The sequence below is a fragment of the Nostoc linckia z4 genome, assembly GCF_002608075.1.
Taxonomy (GTDB): Bacteria; Cyanobacteriota; Cyanobacteriia; order Cyanobacteriales; family Nostocaceae; genus Nostoc; species Nostoc linckia.
The window spans coordinates 1-21,409 of the sequence record NZ_LAHA01000018.1; the positions used below are offsets into that span (position 1 = coordinate 1).

16 protein-coding genes are annotated in these 21,409 nt (G+C 39.3%); 9 read left to right on the forward strand and 7 right to left on the reverse strand.

The features are described from left to right. Positions 1–208: 208 nt before the first annotated feature. Positions 209–1,117 (reverse strand): LysR substrate-binding domain-containing protein, encoded by a 909-nt coding sequence (locus VF06_RS16140; protein WP_306419476.1) that lies wholly within the window; start codon positions 1,115–1,117, stop codon positions 209–211. A 227-nt stretch (positions 1,118–1,344) separates the two neighbouring features. Between VF06_RS16140 and VF06_RS16145 the strand changes: the two genes are divergently transcribed. After that, on the forward strand, positions 1,345–2,223 hold the full coding sequence (locus VF06_RS16145; protein ID WP_099067506.1) for an aspartoacylase: 879 nt from the start codon (positions 1,345–1,347) through the stop codon (positions 2,221–2,223). Between the two features lie 91 nt (positions 2,224–2,314). Beyond that, entirely contained in the window at positions 2,315–2,617 is a 303-nt protein-coding gene (locus tag VF06_RS16150) for a hypothetical protein (RefSeq protein WP_099067505.1), read from the forward strand. Positions 2,618–2,968: 351 nt separating this feature from the next. Here the strand turns inward: VF06_RS16150 and VF06_RS16155 are convergent, their stop codons facing one another. Further along, positions 2,969–5,068, reverse strand: coding sequence for an NHL repeat-containing protein (locus VF06_RS16155; RefSeq protein ID WP_099073274.1), 2,100 nt, complete (start codon positions 5,066–5,068; stop codon positions 2,969–2,971). A 779-nt stretch (positions 5,069–5,847) separates the two neighbouring features. Here VF06_RS16155 and VF06_RS16160 point away from each other — a divergent pair. Both VF06_RS16160 and VF06_RS16165 read left to right on the forward strand, forming a co-directional pair. Next, entirely contained in the window at positions 5,848–7,017 is a 1,170-nt protein-coding gene (locus VF06_RS16160; protein ID WP_099067503.1) for a glycosyltransferase family 4 protein, read from the forward strand. Positions 7,018–7,085: 68 nt separating this feature from the next. Continuing rightward, the gene (locus VF06_RS16165) at positions 7,086–8,225 is read left to right on the forward strand and encodes a glycosyltransferase family 4 protein (protein ID WP_099067502.1); all 1,140 of its coding nucleotides are present in this window, start codon (positions 7,086–7,088) and stop codon (positions 8,223–8,225) included. Positions 8,226–8,284: 59 nt separating this feature from the next. Here VF06_RS16165 and VF06_RS16170 read toward each other — a convergent pair whose 3' ends face one another. Beyond that, the gene (locus VF06_RS16170) at positions 8,285–8,656 is read right to left on the reverse strand and encodes a hypothetical protein (RefSeq protein ID WP_099067501.1); all 372 of its coding nucleotides are present in this window, start codon (positions 8,654–8,656) and stop codon (positions 8,285–8,287) included. 701 nt (positions 8,657–9,357) lie between these two features. Here VF06_RS16170 and VF06_RS16175 point away from each other — a divergent pair. Further along, positions 9,358–11,433 (forward strand): beta strand repeat-containing protein, encoded by a 2,076-nt coding sequence (locus VF06_RS16175; RefSeq protein WP_099067500.1) that lies wholly within the window; start codon positions 9,358–9,360, stop codon positions 11,431–11,433. A 229-nt stretch (positions 11,434–11,662) separates the two neighbouring features. Here the strand turns inward: VF06_RS16175 and VF06_RS16185 are convergent, their stop codons facing one another. Continuing rightward, positions 11,663–11,923: a hypothetical protein gene (locus VF06_RS16185; protein ID WP_099067498.1), complete on the reverse strand. Its 261-nt coding sequence runs from the start codon at positions 11,921–11,923 to the stop codon at positions 11,663–11,665. A 283-nt stretch (positions 11,924–12,206) separates the two neighbouring features. After that, positions 12,207–13,838: a mechanosensitive ion channel family protein gene (locus VF06_RS16190; RefSeq protein WP_242062046.1), complete on the reverse strand. Its 1,632-nt coding sequence runs from the start codon at positions 13,836–13,838 to the stop codon at positions 12,207–12,209. Between the two features lie 584 nt (positions 13,839–14,422). Between VF06_RS16190 and ahcY the strand changes: the two genes are divergently transcribed. Both ahcY and VF06_RS16200 read left to right on the forward strand, forming a co-directional pair. Then, the gene (gene ahcY / locus VF06_RS16195; RefSeq protein WP_099067497.1) at positions 14,423–15,700 is read left to right on the forward strand and encodes an adenosylhomocysteinase; all 1,278 of its coding nucleotides are present in this window, start codon (positions 14,423–14,425) and stop codon (positions 15,698–15,700) included. A gap of 180 nt (positions 15,701–15,880) precedes the next feature. Beyond that, positions 15,881–17,305, forward strand: a complete 1,425-nt coding sequence (locus VF06_RS16200; RefSeq protein ID WP_099067496.1) for a HEPN domain-containing protein — start codon at positions 15,881–15,883, stop codon at positions 17,303–17,305. Positions 17,306–17,338: 33 nt separating this feature from the next. Here the strand turns inward: VF06_RS16200 and VF06_RS16205 are convergent, their stop codons facing one another. Both VF06_RS16205 and VF06_RS16210 read right to left on the reverse strand, forming a co-directional pair. Beyond that, positions 17,339–17,656, reverse strand: a complete 318-nt coding sequence (locus VF06_RS16205; protein ID WP_099067495.1) for a hypothetical protein — start codon at positions 17,654–17,656, stop codon at positions 17,339–17,341. A gap of 301 nt (positions 17,657–17,957) precedes the next feature. After that, positions 17,958–18,242, reverse strand: a complete 285-nt coding sequence (locus VF06_RS16210) for a hypothetical protein (protein WP_099067494.1) — start codon at positions 18,240–18,242, stop codon at positions 17,958–17,960. Between the two features lie 357 nt (positions 18,243–18,599). Here VF06_RS16210 and VF06_RS16215 point away from each other — a divergent pair, with 357 nt between their 5' ends. Continuing rightward, positions 18,600–19,838 carry a phosphotransferase family protein gene (locus VF06_RS16215; RefSeq protein WP_099067493.1) on the forward strand — a complete coding sequence of 413 codons (1,239 nt, stop codon included), beginning with the start codon at positions 18,600–18,602 and terminating at the stop codon, positions 19,836–19,838. A gap of 352 nt (positions 19,839–20,190) precedes the next feature. Then, the gene (locus VF06_RS16220) at positions 20,191–21,288 is read left to right on the forward strand and encodes a T3SS effector HopA1 family protein (protein ID WP_099067492.1); all 1,098 of its coding nucleotides are present in this window, start codon (positions 20,191–20,193) and stop codon (positions 21,286–21,288) included. Positions 21,289–21,409 lie beyond the last annotated feature (121 nt).

A 21,409-nucleotide genomic window follows, 5' to 3' on the forward strand; every position in this document is an offset into this window, starting at 1 on the left:
GAGATTGGGAGATTGGGAGATGGGGRGATGGGGAGATGGGGAGATGGGGAGATGGGGGGATGGGGAGATGGGGAGATGGGGGGAAAAGGTTAAAGGTTAAAGGGAAAAAAAATAAATTTAATCTTTCCCCTTTTCCCCTTTCCCCTTTTCCCCTTTCCCCTTTCCCCTTTTTCCCTTGCCCCATGCCCCATGCCCTATTCCCTATTCCCTATTCCCCATTCCCCATTTTTCTCGCCACACTTTTTGTGACTTCTAAAAATTGCTGTAAAACGATGGATGTATCATCTCGTCGCCAAACCACGGCTAGTTCTGAAGTTAAGTTTTTTCCTTGAATTGGTTTGTAGACTACTCCCTTTCGCTGTAGACTTTGGGCGTTAGCGGGAAGCAATGTGACTCCAAGTCCACCTGCAACGGAACTAAGTACAGTTACCATCCAAGTTGCTTCCTGTACTACTTTTGGCGAAAAACCCACCTGCTGACAAAGGTTAATTATTTGACTGTATGATGGTACCAAGTCGGTTGGTGGTAAAACAAAAGGTTCATCTGCTAGGGCAATGAGTGGAATTTGTGACTTTGCTGCTAGAGGGTGTTTTTCTGGTAAAGCAACGACTAAAGGCTCTTGCAAAATCGGCAGAAAACTTAAAGAATTATCATTTAAATTGTTGTTAGGTAGTCTTTCAAAAGCAATATCGATGTAGCGATCGCGCAGTTGGTTTACCTGTTCAGAAGAACTAACTTCCCGCAACACTAGTATCACCTCTGGAAATAAAGGGTGAAAAGTTTGCAAAATATCTGGCAAAACACTGTTAGCAACAGAACTATTAGTTCCCACTACCAAGCGTCCAATTTCCCCCCGGCTGACTTTTTGTGCAGAGGTAATTGCCTGTTCTAACTGAGTTAATACCAAATGCGCTTCTGTGAAAAAGACTTTTCCAGCAGCAGTTAACTGTAGGGGGCGTTTTTTACGCTCAAATAATTGAAGCCCTAGTTCTGCTTCTAGTGCTTGAATTTGTTGGCTTAAAGGTGGTTGAGCAATATGCAATCTTTCAGCAGCACGACTAAAGTTTAATTCTTCAGCCACGGCGATGAAGTATCGCAGATGTCTAAGTTCTATCATTGGGGACTGGGGAATGGGAAAGGAATATTTGTCTGCGTTAATTGTCTGATTTATGACATTAGCGTCTAGCTATTATATCTTTAATATATATTGTATAAGTTCAATAAATATTGGACATATACTAGCATTTTGTTTATTTTGATTTCTATAGAGATTTTTCTCTGAATAAACCAGAGTAGGGTGGGCATTATAATGTCTAGCCTACAAGCTTTGATGACGAGGTTTTTATGAGTCAGATTAAACGAGTGGCGATCGTTGGAGGAACTCACGGCAATGAGTTAACAGGAGTATACTTAGTTAAAAAATTTCAGCAATATCCCAATTTAATTAATAGACCAAGTTGGGAAACTTTGTTATTACTTGGTAATCTCAAAGCTATTGCACAAAGGAAGCGTTATATTGACAAAGATTTAAATCGTTGCTTTAGCAAGGAAAACTTACAAAATTCAAATTTTTTAAATTATGAAGATACGCGGGCACAAGAAATTAAACAAATACTACAACCGCAAAATCAGCCTTTCGTAGATGTAATCATTGATTTACATAGCACAACCGCCAACATGGGGCTAACTTTGATTTTTTGCGATATGCATCCTTTTTTACTGCGGTTAGCTGCTTATTTAACTTCGATAAATTCCTTAGTAAAAGTGTATATTAATCCGCAATCAAAACAAGGCGGTTTTCTGCGTTCTGTATGTGAATTAGGTTTTGTGATTGAAGTTGGTGCTGTCGCTCAAAATGTCTTAAATGCTGAATTATTTCAACAAACAGAACAACTAATTTATGCAATTTTAGAATATTTTACATGGTACAACCAAGGTCATATTCCACAGATAAACAATAATCTGACATTTTATGAATATATTGGAACTATTGATTATCCCAGAGATGAACAAGGTGAAATTCAAGCGATGATTCATCCCCAGGTTCAGTTTCGAGATTATGAACCTCTAAATCCAGGTGAGCCAATATTTAGGACTTTTGCAGATACAGATATTTTATATGAAGGAGTATCTACTGTTTATCCGATTTTTATCAATGAAGCGGCTTATTATGAAAAAGGAATTGCGATGCATTTAACTCAAAAGCAACAAAAGATAGTTTAATACTGTTCGCAATGGGCTACGTTAATACACATGTTATTGTCATTAGTCTTTGGCTATTTGCTAATGACTAATGACCAATGACTAATGACTAATGACTAATAGCAATGCCCGTGGCAATTTCTATGCAGATAGTCATAGTTTCTCAGATAATAACGGTATAGAGGGTCATGAACCCTTTGATGGTAATTCCTGTGTCGATGATGATACCGTCTACGGTAATAAATATCTTCGGGATAATAAATCCTTTGACGGTAATAATTTCTGTGCCATTGACGATAATACCTACGATGGCGATAATATCGACGATGTCTCCGGTGATAGCGCCGATATTTTCGATGTTTTAATTTTTCGCTATCAACTTCTGAATCTTGTGGAATTGAAGAATCTTTTGTAACTGAATTTGACCAGGAATTCAGGATATTTTGATTGCTTTGTGTCTGAGAAATTGGGCTGCTTAATTCTTCAGGGCTTTGTAGCATCTGCAACTCATTTTTTTCAGATGCGGCGGCAATTTCTAATCCCAGACAAGTGGGCAATAATAAAACACTGATGACAAATTTCCAAAACACTGTTTCATGCTCCTAATTTTTTATTCCCTGGCTGAACTAGGGAATGCCAATTGATATCAAACTCTGGCTTAAAGAGGAATTACGCAGTGAAACAAAAAATTAAGGCTTGTTTTTATGAACGAAAAACATAGCCTTAATAAATAATATCATGTCCGGGACAAAATCGATATAAATGCTCACCCTGCTAAGCGATACATAATCACTTTTCCTTTCCAATTTTCTTCAACAAATATTAAATATTCACCATTGGAACGGCGAAAAGCGCGAATACCATAAGGTATATCAATCCAACCACTTTCGCTACCAACTTCTGGGTCTGGTTTTAACTTTTGTACTTGCACTCCTGTGGTTGCATTGTAAACATATACCTCTGCGGTTTTAACTGTGACAGCAAAAACATAATCTCCCGCTACACTCATGGCGGCTGTGGAAACTTCCCGTTTACCGGTGGTGTCGTGGGGAATTACAACCCGCCAACGAGGTGTGCGATTTCCTTTACTCCAATTGTCAAAACGGGCAATTTCAGAACCCGCAACTCCGGTATCATCGCCAAATGCGGGACGATCTACTGTGAAGCCTGACAAATACATGGTATCTGTTTGGGGGAAATATTCAATGCGTCGCAAATCGTTAAAAATCTTAGGAGTGGTTTGCTTTTCCATTGAACTATAACTGTAGATGGGATTCCCCTTGCTATCAATTCCCTGTAATGGATAATGTCGGATACCTATACCATCTTGGGTTCGCAAAGCTTTCCAAACGTCTCCTTTGCTGTCTACCCACCAACCGCCGATGTAGGGATAATCTTTGCTGGTATCGTATTCGTTGTTTTCAAATTTGCCATTACCGTTGCTGTCTCGCCAAATCCATTCACCTTTTTGTGGTTGATAAGGCGGCCAATTTCCAGTCAAAAATGGTTTGTCTGCACCATTAGTACCAACAAACATTCCGGCTGGGATGGCAATTTTACCGTCTGTGGCGGGATTGAAACGATATATTTGCAGAAAGCTGTTATACATATCTGTGAGGAACAAAAACGGCTTTCCTTGGATGCGGCGCACAAAGGTTGCATCTGGGGATGTATGCAGACGTGGATCTTGGGGATATTTGAAGGGATTTAAGGTGTAGGCTTTGTAAGTCCATTGCTTACCAGCAGCCTTACTATAATCCATTTGATATTGTTCTTGTTTGGTGAATAAATCTACACCATCGGTTTTAGGATCGGCGTCTGCATTATCAACAAATATTAAACCTAGCGATCGCCACAGTAATTTACCTGATGGCGCAAATTTCCGCAAGTCTGTTCCTGATTTGTTGAAACCATTACTATTTATATAGATATTACCTGATGCATCTGTGCCAACTCCGGTAATTCCATACAGTTTCAAATCTCGAATCTCACCAGAAATTCCTGTATAAATACCGTTTTTACAGCCAAAACTGCCTATTTGTACTGGCGGATCTTTAATCTCATAAATTAAGATTTGCTGAAGCGAACCATTTTCTGCCACTAACAGCTTACCTTGGGGATTGATGGCGATCGCTGTTGGTTCTACAATATCTGCAATCTCCTGGGGTAATTGCTTGCCACTTGAGGAATAATGTAAAATCTTCGCAGGATTACCACCATTTTTGTTTTGAATTATCCACAGATTTTTTTGCTGATCAACTGCCATCGCCCCCGGATTAACAACACTAAAACTGCGAAGTTCCTTCATGGTCTCAGTATCAAAAATCCGAATTTTATTAGCAGCAAAATCACTCACATATAACTCACTGTCTATAATTGCTAATCCAGTAACTTCACTTTTATTACTGACAATTAACATACTTTTATCCCAGCCACGTCCCCCAGGAAACGGTGCTGTTTTTCCTGACAAATCATAACGTCTAACAGAGTGCCAAGCTGTTTTTTCTGCTGGATAATCTTCTTTTGTATTGCCAATTGAACCTTGAGTCATGGCAAGGTAAATATATTTATTATTTGCTGTTATAGCCTTGCCACCACCACGACCCCAACCGTGGGTATCACTCAGGGCACTGATAATTTTACCATCCTTATAGATTCCTGCTTCCGTTCCCGCTTCATCCCAATGGCTGTTAGTATAAACTGTACCATCAGGAGTAACATACATTGCTTCTATATTGTTTTGTATCCGCAGATTGCCGCTACCAATACTATTACCTATCCACGATGTTTTATAGGTGAGTGTAGATGTTCCACTGGTTGCCCAATCTGTTGTAATGCCAATGGTAGTAATAAAAATTCCAACCATTAGACTAATTAAAAATTTAAAAGTTTTCTTTCTTAACAAATATCTAAAATTCCAGATATTTCTGCACCTTTGATAGAGCCTGATTAACCGCACAATTAATTGATTATTCATATTATTTTATTTAATTCTCTATAAAAATCAAATTTTATCTCTGCGCCTCTGCATGAGATTTTTGATGTTTGCAACTTCTTCACTGATTGTATATACAACTATCATTTTCTAAATCCGCACAAAAAATATAAGTAAATTTAAAAAGATATTCCAGGTATGAATATTTACTATTTATGTTGCTAAAATCGTAAAAAATAATACAAAAATCCTAGACATTGATTAATTTATCTTGTTTTTAGGCTTTCATATTATGTCCACTTGATTACTTATTAAATCCGAAAAACCCCACCCCGCCAAAGCTACGCTTTGTCTCCCCTAAGAGCCGGCGGGGAGGGGATTAAGGGGTGGGGTACAATGGCTGTGGGAATCATAACTAATTATGCGGACATGATATCACTGTCTACCATTTATGTTGTGATAATCACTAGTATTAAATTTATCATCTTCGGTATGATTCAGTTAACTAAAACACAAGTTATTATTGCTTGTTGACGTGAAGATATAAATAGTTTATAAAGTGGTGTTCTCTTAAAAAAAAATAAATCCCAAAGATTTTGTGAAATATCAAATGTTATGTTGACAGTCAACACTGATATTGTTCACAACTAAAATAGGATTGCTATATTATTAGCTGTATATCTTTTAATACATTTATAGGATAAACATCAGTGATAAATCACAAAGAAAATTTTACTTCAAATTCTGCATCAATTCTTACTTTGGGATTAGGCTGGTTTCCTCAAAATCCTGGAGGATTAGAAAGGTATATTTATGAACTAACTCATAAATTAGCAGCGAATCAAGACCAAATTGAATTATGCGGAGTTGGACTTCCAGAAGCTCAACCAAATTCTCCAATTAAGCTGACTAATTTAGCTACAGTTGATACTAATATTTGTCAAAGATTATGGTCAATTCGTAGAAATTTCCAGAAGACTAGAACAAATACACCAGATGCAATTAATCTACATTTTGCATTATATAGCTTTCCGATTTTAGATATTTTACCGAAAAAAGTACCCATTACTTTTAACTTTCATGGCCCTTGGGCTTTTGAAAGTAAGCAGGAAGTAGTTAATAAAAATCTCAGTCTTTTAATTAAGCATTGGCTGATAGAACAAACAACTTATAATCGGTGCGATCGCTTTATTGTTCTTAGCAAAGCATTTGGCAATATCTTACACCAAAAATACCAAGTACCTTGGAAAAAAATTAATGTTATTCCTGGTGGGGTTGATATTAATTGGTTTCAACCAAATTTATCACCGCAGGAAGCTTGTAGACAATTAGGCTGGCCTAATAATCGTCGGATTTTATTTACATCACGCCGCTTGGTGCATCGCACTGGTGTTGATAAATTATTACAAGCGATCGCCATCATTAAACCCAGAATACCAGATATTTGGCTGGCGATCGCCGGTCGCGGTCACATCCAATCTACACTACAACAACAAGCTACAGAATTAGGATTAGACGACAACGTTAAATTCTTAGGTTTTCTACCTGATGACCAATTACCGATAGCTTATCAAGCTGCTGAATTAACTGTAGTTCCTAGTCAATCTTTTGAAGGATTTGGATTAGTAATAGTTGAATCTCTTGCTTGTGGTACTCCAGTTTTGTGTACGCCAGTGGGTGGAATGCCAGAAATTTTAGCAGAGTTTTCACCGGATTTAATTACTACTTCCATCGAAGCATCAGCGATTGCCCAAAAATTAGAACAAGCACTACTAGGAAATATTCCCATCCCTTCACGAGAAGCCTGTCGCCAATATGCGATTACACATTATGATTGGCATCAAATTGCCCAGCGAGTCCGGAGTATTTTATTAGAATAGAATTCAGAATTCAGAATTAAGAGTAGGGGTGCAGAATGAATAAAATTAATTGATAAAACAGAGGTTTTATGAAAATTCTTTTTTTAGACCAAAGCGGTAAACCAGGCGGTGCAGAATTGTGTTTAATCGATATTGCTAAACCCTATGGACAAAATGCTTTAGTAGGTTTATTTGCAGATGGTTCATTTAAACAGTTACTACAGCAAAATAATATTCCGGTAGAAGTTTTGAGAAATGAAGCGATCGCAGTTCGCAAAGAAAGCGGTTTCATCCAAGGTTTAAATAGTTTTAGACAACTAATACCTTTAATTATTAAAGTAATTAAAAAAGCGCGTAAATATGATTTAATCTACGCCAACACCCAAAAGGCATTAGTTGTAGGAGCAATAGCAAGTTTTTTCAGTCGTCGTCCTTTGGTATATCATTTACATGATATTCTTTCCACAGAACACTTTAGCCAAACTAATCTTCGCATAGCCGTCAACCTAGCTAATCGTTTTGCATCATTAGTAATTGCTAATTCTCAAGCTAGTCAAACAGCTTTTATAAAAGCAGGAGGACGGCAAGATATCATCGAAGTTGTCTATAACGGCTTTGAACTTAAAAATTATCAAACTAATGAATATGACATCAAAAAATTACAGCAAAATTTAGAGTTACAAGGAAAATTTGTAGTTGGACATTTTAGCAGACTTGCACCTTGGAAAGGGCAGCATATTTTAATTGATGCCCTTGCTCAATGTCCGCCACAGGTAACAGCAATTTTAGTCGGCGATGCATTATTTGGCGAACAAAATTACGTCCAACAGTTACACGAACAAGTTGCTAAATTGGGACTAGAAAACCGCGTCAAATTTTTAGGCTTTCGTTCAGATATTCCCCAATTAATGGCAGCTTGTGACTTAGTAGCACACACTTCAACTTCTCCAGAACCTTTTGGCAGAGTCATTGTTGAGGCAATGCTATGTGAAAAACCTGTAATTGCAGCCAAAGCTGGCGGTGCAATGGAATTAATAGAACACGGACTCAATGGTTTTCTAGTAACACCAGGAGAACCCCAGGAACTTGCACAAATGATTATCACCTGTCTTCAAGAGACAGAAATAACTGCAACTATAGCGAAGAATGCCAGAATTACTGCTAGTCAACGTTTTGATGTTGCAACTATTAATCAGCAAATTGCTCAACTGCTGTCCGAGAGAATATAACAAATCCCTGTAGAGACGTTGCAATGCAACGTCTCTACATTTGGGTTCATGCTATACAATTACAAACCGACTAATTCGCGAGATTCAAAATCAGTCAATTGTTGAGCGATCGCTAATCTAGCTTCTAACTTTGCTACACTAAACTGGTTACGCAGATATTCTAAATGTCCCAGGGCATTTGCCTTTTCCCCAGTCAAGCGGATTAAAGTATCCATTGCCTTTTGATATTCTTGATTTACAAGCAGCACCTCAAAACGCCTAGCCTTGCGTTGAGCATCATTTTTCAAATCCATCTCAAAGGCGGCGACGCGATCCGCATTACCTTCAAATCTATTAATTTGCTGCTGTACTGCCATCAGCTGAGAATCTATTTCATTAGCTCGTTGAGCAGCTTGGGCGATGGCAGCTGGATAATGACTCAGTTGCATCATCTAATAATTTTCCTCTGTAGTCAATATTTTCAGGCTTCAGCATAAGACTAACTCCGGAATCCATTTTCCAAAAGGCTGTCACAGAGCAGTTTTACACTTAACCAAGTTTGGTGAATGCTATATATCTATTATAGTAAAAAAGTACTGATTTGAACCGACTCAAAGACTTTGTTTTGGTCAGTTTTACCTAACTTTAGCTAAAAGTCTGTAAAATTTATTTCTTGCCAAAAATATCAATAACTAATTTACAGTATCTTTACTTAGTAGAGATAAATATTAAGTTAAAATAAACTCTCAAGAAAATTTAATTTGGAATTTTGTATTTGTGTATAATAGGTTTCTTAAGTCAGGTTTTGAATTCAAACTTATTTGCATAAATCTCCACTAAGTGAGAGACTAATTCCCTAAAGATTTGGCTGAAAAAATCAATAGTTTTACCTGAGTTATAGCAAACCTTGACTACATTTTGAGTTTTGCTAGAACTCAATGAATGCGCTGAGCGCTCAGCACAGTTCGCCGCAAGTATCGCATTTTCATACACACAAACGCAAGCGCTGTTTGGAGCAGCGTTACAGTTTCTCTTTAACAAAACTCACTGTGGAATACCTAGTGACTATGAAAAAATGCCCAAGATTCCCAGGAGTAGAAGCACTAGCCTTGGGCGGAATTTATACACTTAATAAAAAGCAGGAGTCATATAAATGGCTACATTTACCGTCACTAACACCAACAACAGCGGTGTCGGTTCGCTACGGCAAGCAATTCTCGATGCCAATGCCCTTACAGGAAGAGACATTATTAAATTTGGTGGGCTGTTTACTGATAATATTGCTGACACCATCAGTTTGAGTGGCAGTAGTTTCACCATCAAAGATGACCTCACCATTCAAGGTACAGATGCAAGCTTACTAACTATTACTAAAAACAGTGCTTCTCGTGTTTTTGATATTAATGCTGGTGTTACTGCTACCATCAACGGACTGACTATTACCAATAGCTACAGTAAAGTAGGAGGCGGTGGTGCTATTTCCAATAGTGGTATCCTCAGCTTAAGCAACAGCAATATTATTGGCAACAGTGCCGACAACGGTGGTGGCATCTACAACACTGGCACTCTCACACTGAACAACAGCAACATTACTGGCAACGATGCGAACTACAGCGGTGGTGGAATCTACAACACTGGTATTTTAGCTCTGAACAACAGCATCATCAGTGGTAACAATGCAATATCCGACGGCGGTGGGATCTACAACAGTCGTATCCTCACCGTGAGCAACAGCACCATTACTGGCAATGAGGCAATCAACTACGACTACGGCAACTACTACCCCAGTTCAGGCGGCGGTATCTACAATACCACCTTTGGTAATATGACGGTGAATAACAGCACTATCAGTGGCAATCGTGCAGAAAGAGCCTCAGGTGGTGGCATTTACAACTCTGGCATCCTGACTGTTAGCTACACCACCATCACTAGCAATTATGCAGACAATACCTCATTTGAATTAGGTGGGGGTGGCATTTACAACGACGGCATCCTGACAGTAAGAAACAGCAAGATTAGTAATAACACTGGATATTTTGGTGGCGGTATTTACAATAAAAGTACATTAATCGTTAGGGACAGCACCATCAGCGGTAATAATGCCAACTATGGTGGCGGTATCTACAACGTTGGCACTGCGACAGTAATCAGCAGTACCATCAGCAACAACGTGGTAGGGGGGGAATCTGACAGTTCAGGCGGTGGTATCTCCAACAATGGCACCCTCATTGTTAGCAACAGTACGATTAGTGGTAACGATGGAGCTTACTACGGTGGCGGTATCTCCAACGGTTTCGGCACCATCTACAATACCAATAGTACTGCGATGGTCAGCAACAGCATTATCAGTGGCAACACAGCGAGATTTAGCGGCGGTGGTGTGTTCAATGATGGCTTCTTTACCCTGAAGAACAGCACCATCAGTGGTAACGATGCAGATTACAGCGGCGGCATATTCAATGGTGGCACCTTCACGGCGATCGCCAGCACTATCAGTAACAATGAGGTAACATTTAACGGTGGCGGTATCTACAATGACGATGGCATCCTAAAGTTGATCGACACCACTATTAGTGGGAATAAGGCATTAGGCTACGTCAACTACGACTACTACGAAGGCTTTGGCGGCGGCATCTACAACTATGATGGCACTGTAACAGTATACAATAGCACCATCAGTGGTAACTCGGCATTCTACGGCGGTGGCGGCATCTACAACTATGATGGTACTTTAACTGTGAGCAACAGCACTATCGTCCTCAACACCGCTTACAATAAGCCGGAAGGCAAGTACAACAAAGGTGGTGGCATCTACAATCATAAAGGTACTGCCAAGATTAAAAACAGCATCATTGCTGGCAACAACAAGTCTGCAACTAACCCTATCAACCCGGATGTTGTAGGTAAATTCACCAGCAATGGCTATAACCTAATTGGCCGACGCAGTGGCAGTACAGGCTTTAAAACTAGCGAAGAGTTAAAAGTTGCGATCGCCAAAGTTATCGATCTCAAGTTGCAAAACAACGGTGGTTCAGTCAAAACCCATGCCCTAGTTGCTGGTAGCCCAGCCATCAACGGCGGCAAAAATCAAGATATACCTCCCGATATCACAGACCTAGACGGAGACGGTAATACCACAGAGCCAATACCTTACAACCAACGCGGTATTGGCTTCCCCCGCATCTCTGGTTGCAAAGTAGACATAGGTGCATTTGAGTTAGTCTCATAAACTGCCGAGAGTGTTGGTTGTTAACTGTTGACAGTTGACAGTTCGGAAATTCCCAGAAATACAGCGCTTTTGAGGTATATGAGGTACACCAATTTTAGGGAGAGTTTTTAAACTTTGAATTTTAATCTGTTTCTGTACCTCATGTTCCCTGCTTGCTATCAAAAAAATTGAAGTTGGGTTTAGCCAAACGCAACCCAACAATATATGTTGTGAAATCCTGCACCATACCTCAAGCAGCTTCCCGCAGTTGTGAGGGACTCACCTCTGAAAACGAAAGGGAGAGTTGTTCGGCTTGAGGTACGGCAGCTTGTTCTAACACTTGAACTTCGATATTTACACTCACCAAATAACTGCCTGTGTCTGCGCCAACTGCCTCAGCAATTAATTTGGCAATATCCGGACGTTTGGCTGTGAGGGGGTCACGTAAAATGCAGCGATCCCATTCATGCTTAGCAGTCGGATTGAGGTTGAGAATATAATGCTTCATCATCGAACTAACCCTTTAACCCATCTTCCACAAGTTTTTCACGCAGCCATTGTGCCTTTGGCTAGGCTTTGCCAACGCTATCTATATTATAGTACTTTTGTACTAAAATGAAAATGGGCTTTCCAGGCAATGGTGAAAGGGGAAGGGGTAAGGGGGAAAGTTTAACTTTATCCCTTTCCCCTTTACCCTTTCCCCTTTACCCTTTCCCCTTTACCCTTTCCCCTTTACCCTTTACCCTTTCCCCTTTCCCCTTTCCCCTTTCCTCTACCTCATAATCTCCCTATTCCTAATTAGATTTGCCGTTACTCTGTACATTTAACAACTCAGGATCGTTGACCCAAATTGCTTGTTGAGGTACAGAGATGGAAATTCCAGCTTCGTCTAGGGCGATTTTCAGACGACGGCGAAATTCTCGTGCCACATCCCATTGCTTCAGGGGCCGTGTTTTAATCCAAACACGAATAATCAAACCGCGATCGCCAAATTGATCTATTCCTAAAACTTGCGGTGGTTCTAAGATTTGACGCTGCCATTGCAGTTCTTGATTCATCTTGTCTGCAACGGTTTTAATCAACTTCAAAGCTTCTTCTGTGTCTGCTTGGTAAGCGATGGGAATTGTTAAATCGGCTCGCGACCAACGGCTAGAAAGATTGGCAACAACTTTAATTTCACTATTGGGAATGGTGATTAACCGTCCTTCGGAATCCCGCACTTGGGTCATCCGCAAATTTAAGTTTTCTACTAAACCTCCCACATCTCCCACATTAATCACATCGCCCAAGGCATATTGGTCTTCCAGGATGATCAAGAAACCGTTAATGGCATCTTTAATCAAGTTCTGTGAAGCCAAAGATACGGCAACACCAACCAAACTTGCACCCGCTAGCAAGGGAACGATATCTATACCCAAGGATACCAGGGCTAACAAAAAGCCCACTCCCACGCAAATAGCTGTAGCAATACTTTTAGTCACACCAGAAAATGTGGAAACTCGCAATTGTAGACGTGCAGAATCTTCTGGAGTGATAAAAGCACTACTTCTAATCAAAGTGGAGGTGAAGCGGTCAATTAAGGCATAGCTTAGACGCACTGCTACATAAGTTACCAATAACACAACACCTAAGCGCAAAGGAAATTGGGCGGCGGCGAGAATTGCCACTTGAAATCCTCGTGTATAAGGAAACAAACCCAAAATAAAGAAACTTCCACCTCCCCAAATTCCGGCTTGAGTTAGCTGGAACAATCTTCTCTTTGCTTCTTGGACGTGTCGGACTTGCTGTTGATTTAGTTGTGTTGTAATTGGTTGAGCTGCTGCTAAAGTTGGGGAATTTAAGAGTTCCTTTTGGGCTTGGAAGGTAGCGGAGTCGGAATTTTTTTTGGAACGTCTTTGCCAGCCATATACCGCCGAACTCATGACAATCATTACCAGCCCGGTAGCCCCAGCAATCTTACCTTGGTCAATTAAAAATTGAGTTTGTCTCTCTTGTTTTGCCTGTTGTAAGTCTTCTTTTAATGAGTCAGCGATTTGATTTGCGGATGTTGAAATATCCACCTGTCGCAGTCCAGCATCCTCAGAAGTGACGGTCATCAGATATTGGTCGTTGACATAAATTACTGGTAATTCGTTGACTTTGCGAACTTCTACTTTGACTGGTGTGTTCGCTGGTAACTGAAAATAATATTGGCTAATTGCTTCTAGTTTCTTTTGGATGTCTTCTAAACGCTCAGGAAAGTTAGTTTTTGATGCGGCTATTTGAAATAAGCGACGACCATCCAAATAAACCCAGCCAGAAACAACTCTATCATTGGAATCGTTGCTTGCAGTGCTGGGAACTTGTAATTCCGGTAGAAAAGGAATCTGGGCGGTGGCTTTTGGCACACAGACAACGGTTACAGCCATCGAAGTTGCGATCGCCATTATGACACCTAAACCTCTGCGGTCTTTAGGTAAGACACCCTTTTGGGACACTTGATTGAAAGCGTCCAAGTGTGTCACAGGCTTAGTAACCAGGTATGTTCCTGCTTTTAATACCTGTTCCTGCTCCTTTGAACCTTTAGCAAAGCTGGGTAACACAATTCCCTTCGCGGCTGCCAAAAATTGAAAGCGCACTCAAACACCTCCTTGAGTAAAATTTACTATTGACTAATTTCATAACCATCCTGCTCAATAATTTTGAGTAAATGTACCTATCTAAAGTTAAGTATTTGCCTTCTGATGATGAAATTTTGATGTTTTTTTGATTATTATCAATCTTTAGATAGATGACAGTGTACTGAAAATGAACAAGTAAAGCTAAGAATAGTCATACTCTTACCAAAGATAAAACAAAAAGGAAAAAGCTGGCTATGAAGTTGACATTAGACGAATCAAACGTCAAGCTAGTTCTGAGGAGTCTTGACTAGTAATTTGCTTTCTTTGGAGCGTAAATTGCCAGTCGTAGAATAACCTAGTAGAGTGCGTAAGTTTTACGTAACTTTTTCACATTTTTGAGGTAACTTTTGATGACCGCAACTTCTCCCCGATTAAAGCACGAGGTTAAAGACCTCGGCCTAGCTGCCTTGGGAAGACAGCGCATTGAATGGGCTGGACGCGAAATGCCAGTTTTACGACAAATCCGCGATCGCTTTGCTCAAGAAAAGCCCTTTGTTGGCTTACGCCTTGTGGCTTGCGCCCACATCACAACCGAAACAGCACATTTGGCCATCGCTCTCAAAGCCGGTGGTGCTGATGCACTGCTAATTGCAAGCAATCCCCTATCAACCCAAGATGACGTAGCCGCTAGCCTCGTTGTCGATCATGAAATTCCCGTTTTTGCCCAAAAAGGCGAAGATAACGCCACTTATAACCGCCACGTTCAAATCGCTTTAGATCATCGCCCCAATATCATCATTGATGATGGTAGCGACGTGGTTGCGACATTAATCCAAGAACGCCAACACCAAATCGCTGATTTGATTGGTACCACCGAAGAAACCACAACGGGAATTGTCCGCCTGAAGGCCATGTTCAAAGATGGCGTTCTCACCTTCCCCGCAGTGAATGTAAATGATGCTGACACCAAGCACTTCTTTGATAACCGCTATGGTACTGGGCAATCGACCCTTGACGGCATCATCCGCGCTACAAACATTCTCTTAGCTGGTAAAACCATCGTCGTTGTTGGTTATGGCTGGTGCGGTAAAGGTACAGCACTCCGCGCCCGTGGTTTGGGTGGTAACGTAATTGTTACTGAAATTGACCCCATCAAAGCAATTGAAGCTGTGATGGATGGTTTCCGCGTCCTGCCAATGGCAGAGGCCGCTAAAGTCGGCGATTTGTTTATCACAGTTACCGGTAACAAACACGTGATTCGTGGCGAACATTTCGACGCGATGAAAGACGGTGCGATCGTTTGTAACTCCGGTCACTTTGATATCGAACTCGACCTGAAATACTTGGCTAGTCAAGCTAAGGAAATCAAAGAAGTCCGTCCTTTCACCGAAGAGTATAAGTTAAAAAGCGGCAAATCAGTCGTGGTTCTCGGTCAAGGACGCTTGATTAACCTCGCCGCTGCGGAAGGACACCCCAGCGCAGTAATGGATATGAGCTTTGCCAACCAGGCTTTAGCTGTTGAATACCTCGTGAAGAATAAAGGTAAGTTGGAACCTGGTTTACACTCCATTCCTACTGAAGTAGACCAAGAAATTGCTCGACTCAAGTTACAGGCGTTAGGAATTACCATTGATAGTCTAACACCAGACCAAATTGAGTACATCAACTCTTGGACTAGTGGAACTTGATGTTAATTGATTAATTGATTTTTTTGGGGATAGGCTTCGGCTTATCCCTTTTTTTGTGTTTCTTGTAAAGAAGTAAAGGAAGATAAGTAATATTTTTTTAATATAGGAATGAATTATTTAGAATTAGTAAAAACTTGGGCTTGTCACAAAAGTAATTAAATCAAGGAGATTTTTGACAATATGGGTTTACCTACAATTCCAGCATTAGAGGCGCTTCTTGGCAGTTTAACCATCTCACAGCCTCAAAATTCTTCAGATTATAAATCTGTTGTAGCAGTTGAACAAGCTTTTGGTAGCTCAAATACAAAAACGCCTACTGTTGTGTATCCAGAATATAAATTATGGTATCAAGATTCTCCTCAATTTACATTCGATGCACTAACAAGAAAATTACGATCCGAGTTGGAGAAGACAAACCATCCTCATAATGAGGGAATTATAAAAGCGATTTTAGCCGCTTATTGTTTAGAACCTAAGCGTAAAGATAGACCAATAGATTATCTAAATAAAATACTAGACTCTATTGTTTCCATTGAATTATCACAAATTTTTATATTACCATTTTCATTAGATGATTTTTCATGTAGTTTTGGCTCATTCAGAATTCAAAACTTTGATGGTGAAAGATTTAGCCAACTTGAGTATAGATGCAAAAAAGCTGGTTGTGATTACTTTGATAGATATAAAGATGACCTAAAAGGAAAATTAGCTATTCAAAAAACATCTTATAGTGTAAAAATAATACAATATTGGAAGGATTTAGTTAGAAAAATTAATTGTGAATATGGAAGTATTTGGCAGTACTCTGGTAATAACCACTCGGACAATATAATTTATAATTACTTTGAGCAAATCAGTAACGATTATGCAAATAAATTTTGGCTTACCTTCGAGAAAGAGCAACATTTATTGACTGCTGCTGGTGCAAATTTTTTTGATGAGAGAAGTCTGAAACAATTCCCTTTTGGTACTTTTGTTAGTATATTTCTCAAGTTTCAAGGTGATAGTTATGGTTATGGCGTACCTCTAACAAAAGGTATTTTTGCATTTAACTGGCTTGGAGGAGACAAAAAAATTAACAAAATTAAGGATAGATTAAAATCTGAATTTGATACTGATATCGATGACGATAAAATCTCTATACCTCAAACTATACAACAATTTATATCGTTTTTTGGAAAAGCAAAACGAAATTTATTAGATGAACAATTTAATGAATCTTTTTTAAACTTTGTTATTGCACTTGATTTAGTTTTCGGTGAAAAGGGAGCCTCTACAAAGTCTATTTCTGAACGTGTTGCTTTGATTACATTTAAAAAACTTGCTAATAATTTCTTAGATCAAAAGAAGAAGCTCAAAGACATTTATGACGCACGTAGCAAATATGTTCATGAATGTCAAACTGTCGAAACTAAACTTTTAGAGGAAGTAGAGGTAATATGTCAAGAAGTTTTTTTCTGTATGCTAAGACATCGTAATTATTTGCAAAACGAAGAAGATTTAAAAAAATGGCAGAAAAAAATAGATTTTCTGGTTACAGCGATTGATGCTGAAGAGTTACAACCAGACAGTAAGTATGAACAAATAGGGATTTGGGTAAAATAAGAAATGAGCAATAAATACTCGATGACACTAGTATTAATCTGCTAATTGCTCCAAATCTGCAAGAGAATAGCCTTTCCACTGTAAAAGTGCATAAGCATAAGCTTTTTTCAGCATTAAATAATCAGCACTGACTCTTAGAGAACCCAACAAAAACCTATCTGACTCACTTAATTGATTGTTTTGATTTTTTTCTAATAATTGCAAATGTAGTTCTTGTTGTGTGTCTGGAACTTGACTTTGAGCAATAGTTAATAATTCCTCAGTTGTTAATTGTTGCATAGCCATTAATTCCCCTTGTAATTCTAGAGGTGCATAATCAACAGCAGGAGGAGCATTGCTTTGGTTGGCCATAATTATTTAAAATAATTGTTTTTTAAGATAACATAGTGCGCTAGGCTAAAGCTCTTCAGGTTCCTCAGTTGTCTCAACTCAAAGAACCTACCCACAGCACTAGCTCGCCGTAACACACTCTAATCGTCGGTAGCAGCATACAGCTGCACATCCCTAGTTTATAAATTAACGCTTGGCGATCGCTTCACAAAACATTACTTCCATAAGAACCACTCATGTAGCCTTTGTGTACATCGTCGAAAGCTTGCAAGTGACACAAATCACCTAGCAGCAAGGCTTTGGGGTATCAATTATCAAAATTTCACCAGAAAATAATTACCAACCGGAGAAAATTTCCGGTTTTTTTGGCTTTGTGATGATAAATAAAAATAATAACGTTGAAAGTCATGCTTCGTACCCCGAAGAATTGCTGAAATTCTTCGCTGCTTTCAGGATGACTACTGACAACATCTGCCGCAATGCTGCTCGCTTTGTGCATTTTTAACTCGGCATTGGGGAAAGGGGAAAAGGTTAATGGTTCGACAAGCTCACCAACCGGGTAAAGGTTAAAGGTTTTTTCTTTCCCCTTTTCCCCAAAACCCGACAAGTATTGACATCTGCCGCCAATCAGTTTTTTTTGCTGGGGATGCTGCTAATCCGCTACAAACAAGGGACGCAGAGCTAAATAAAAAGGCTCTACCACAAAATTTACTCTAGATGTGTCTAAGTAAGTACGCTGAGGAAGTGTAAAGATGTCACGGAGTCATGGAGGCGATTTTAAAGCAATTATAAAGAGCTAGGTGCCATTTTGGCAGGTTTCCATCGTAAATATGCGATATTAGTAGACTGTACAAATCTTTATTCTTGTTCGCACACACTAGTTACTATCTACTCAAAACTGCCAGGGCTGAGGGAATTCTAACACGGATGAATTTACGGTAATTTACGAAGTAGGAAATAATACATGGTATTATCACTGTCTTCTCACAACGTTATCCAGTATCTGCAAGACGCGGATCTGTGTAACTCAGAAGGTGGCAGAACAGATGAATCTGATTTGCCAGGGAGTAGCAAGAAAAATTTTAATTTAGTGGTAACTCTTGCCGATAATCGCAAACTGCTCCTTAAACAAGAAGGTAACGTTAACAATGAAGGTCAGCCCCATGAATTATTCAAAGAGTGGCTGTTTCATCAATTGCTCCAGCAGTTTCCAGTTTTCGGTAATGTTTCGACAATTGCACCATTGGTAGTGCATTTTGACGAAGAAAATTCTATCCTCGTCCGCAACTACTTAAGTGACTACCTAGAGCTTGGGACATTATACCATAATAATGGAATTTTTCCACCAGAAATTGCTTATGCCATCGGCACAGCTTTGGCAGGATTGCATCGTACAACCTTCCAACGCCGGGAATATAGGGATTTTATGGCAGCTGCTCCCCAAGGAGAGTTTCGCTATGGCTTTTACAATCCAGCCCAGGGGGTAGGTTCGATTAGCCCAGAAATTTTTGGTACTGTTCCCAGCGATGCGTTGAAATTCTATGTTCTCTATCAACAATATGAGAGTTTGGAATCTGCGATCGCAGATTTGGCATATGAGTGGAACCCTTGCTGCCTGACTCACAACGATTTGAAATTGAACAATATTTTAGTTCATTCTCGGTGGCAGCAACTAGACAATTGCCTAGTGCGGCTAATTGATTGGGAAGCTTGTGCTTGGGGAGATCCAGCTTTTGATTTAGGAACTTTATTAGCAAGCTATTTAGAAATTTGGCTTAAGAGTTTAGTAGTAGACCCCACCATTGAATTAGAAGAATCTCTACATTTGGCGTTGATACCCCTAGAGCTTTTACAGCCTTCAATGATTGCCCTCATCAGGTCTTACCTCCATGCTTTCCCGATGATTTTAGAATACCGTAGTGACTTGATTTCGCGGGTTATGCAATTTGCAGGGCTGGTACTGATTCATCAAATCCAGGATAGAATGACTTGCCAAAAATACTTTAGCAATACTGATATCTGTATGCTGCAAGTAGCTAAAAGTTTACTCACTATGCCAGAACAGGCTGTGTTGAATATTTTCGGCATCTCACAGTCAGAAATTGTCAACCCTGTGGCCAAAATTCATAAACTTCCTCAACCTCAAAAAGAGCAGCAGTTACTTCGGATTTATTACGAAAAAACTCGACTTCGTGGTTGCTAATGACAAGAAACCCAACAGCAATAATTCAGAATTCAGGAATCAAAGTAGTTAAACAATCATCAAAATATAGAAATCTCCTTTGATTGCCTAAATCATTGACCTATGGAGGGAACAGGAAAAAAGTAATCAAACTCTACTAATTTTTTCACCCAATGAAATAGAAGTCTATATGTGATGAATTAACACAGCGATCGCACTGTATTTATTGTGAATTCTGAATTTTGAGTATTGAATTTTTACGAAATTTTAAATTCTTGTGCATATTATTTCTCCGATGGTAAATCTCAGAGGATTTTGCCCCATCATAGTTTTATGATTTGGAATTTTATTTTATTGAGTTATAAATGGATTAATGCTATATTCTGCCAATCAACCGCTGACTTCTCTATTAGATATTGCTCACAATATCCAGATTGAGTCAAATTTTTGTATTTACCATCCCAAATATCAACCCTTTGCTCTGCCGACTAAAGTAGCTGAGAGATTTCAGCAAACCCCAGCAGATTTGCAACAAAAGTATCTGACTCTACTACTGCGAAATTTTCTCTATGGTATCTATTACAATGGCTCCCTACAAAATAGTTTAATACCTAATACTAGTATTAAACATCACATATCTCAATCTAATTTAGAAGATAGTTATGTTTCGGATATTGATTGGGATTTCTACAAACAACTACACGAAAATAATCACGGTATAGGCTACTTTGACTCAAAATGGGAAGTGTTGCGGCGAGAAGTTGATGGTACGATGGCGGTGACAAAAGGCGGTTTAACGCTTTATATTGAGCCGGACTGTCACTTAGAATCAAGTAAAAAATCTACCAAAGTAGGTGATATAGTAGCAATTTGGATGCCTAAAAATCGTCTACAAAACGGTTATTATGTGGCAGTTAGTAATGTGGCACAAGAACAGCAAAAAAATCCAGACAGTGACTTAGGAACAGGGCGAATTTACTTTAATTTAACCCCATCTGGTGCGATCGCTCTTATGAATAGCCTAACACTGCAACTCAATGCAGCCTCCATTGCTTTTAACTTTCAGGTTCTCCATAATCCTTCTGTATACGGACGCTATGATTCAGGGGTACTCTATTTTGAACTCCAAGACTATGCAGCAATCCACAGCATCCTTGAAAGAATTTATCCAGAGAATCAATTTCATTTCCACCAAGAAATTCCCTTGTTTACCAAATTTTTAGCACCAGGGTTAGGTTTAGCTGAAGAACCAAGTCAAAAATTTGCCGCCCAAGAAAGTTTTGGTATGAACCGTTGTCAAATCGTTGCTAATGCCTTGTTAGAAGGATGGCAAAAAGGTAAGAACGCAATGGAAGAACGAATGAGGGTGATTAACCAACATTTTACACGCCATGCCATTGACTTACGGCGTCCCTACCTTAACCCTAATTCTCAAGATATTTATATTCCCCTGAAATTACAGCAAATTTAAAGTTAATAAACAGCACACAAATTTTTTCGGTCTACTGAGTTTTGCTGTATTGATGAGTAATTCTAACTTAGTGGTCTGTCCCATTAATTTTGTAGGAAAAATGTTCGTAGTAAGGACTTTA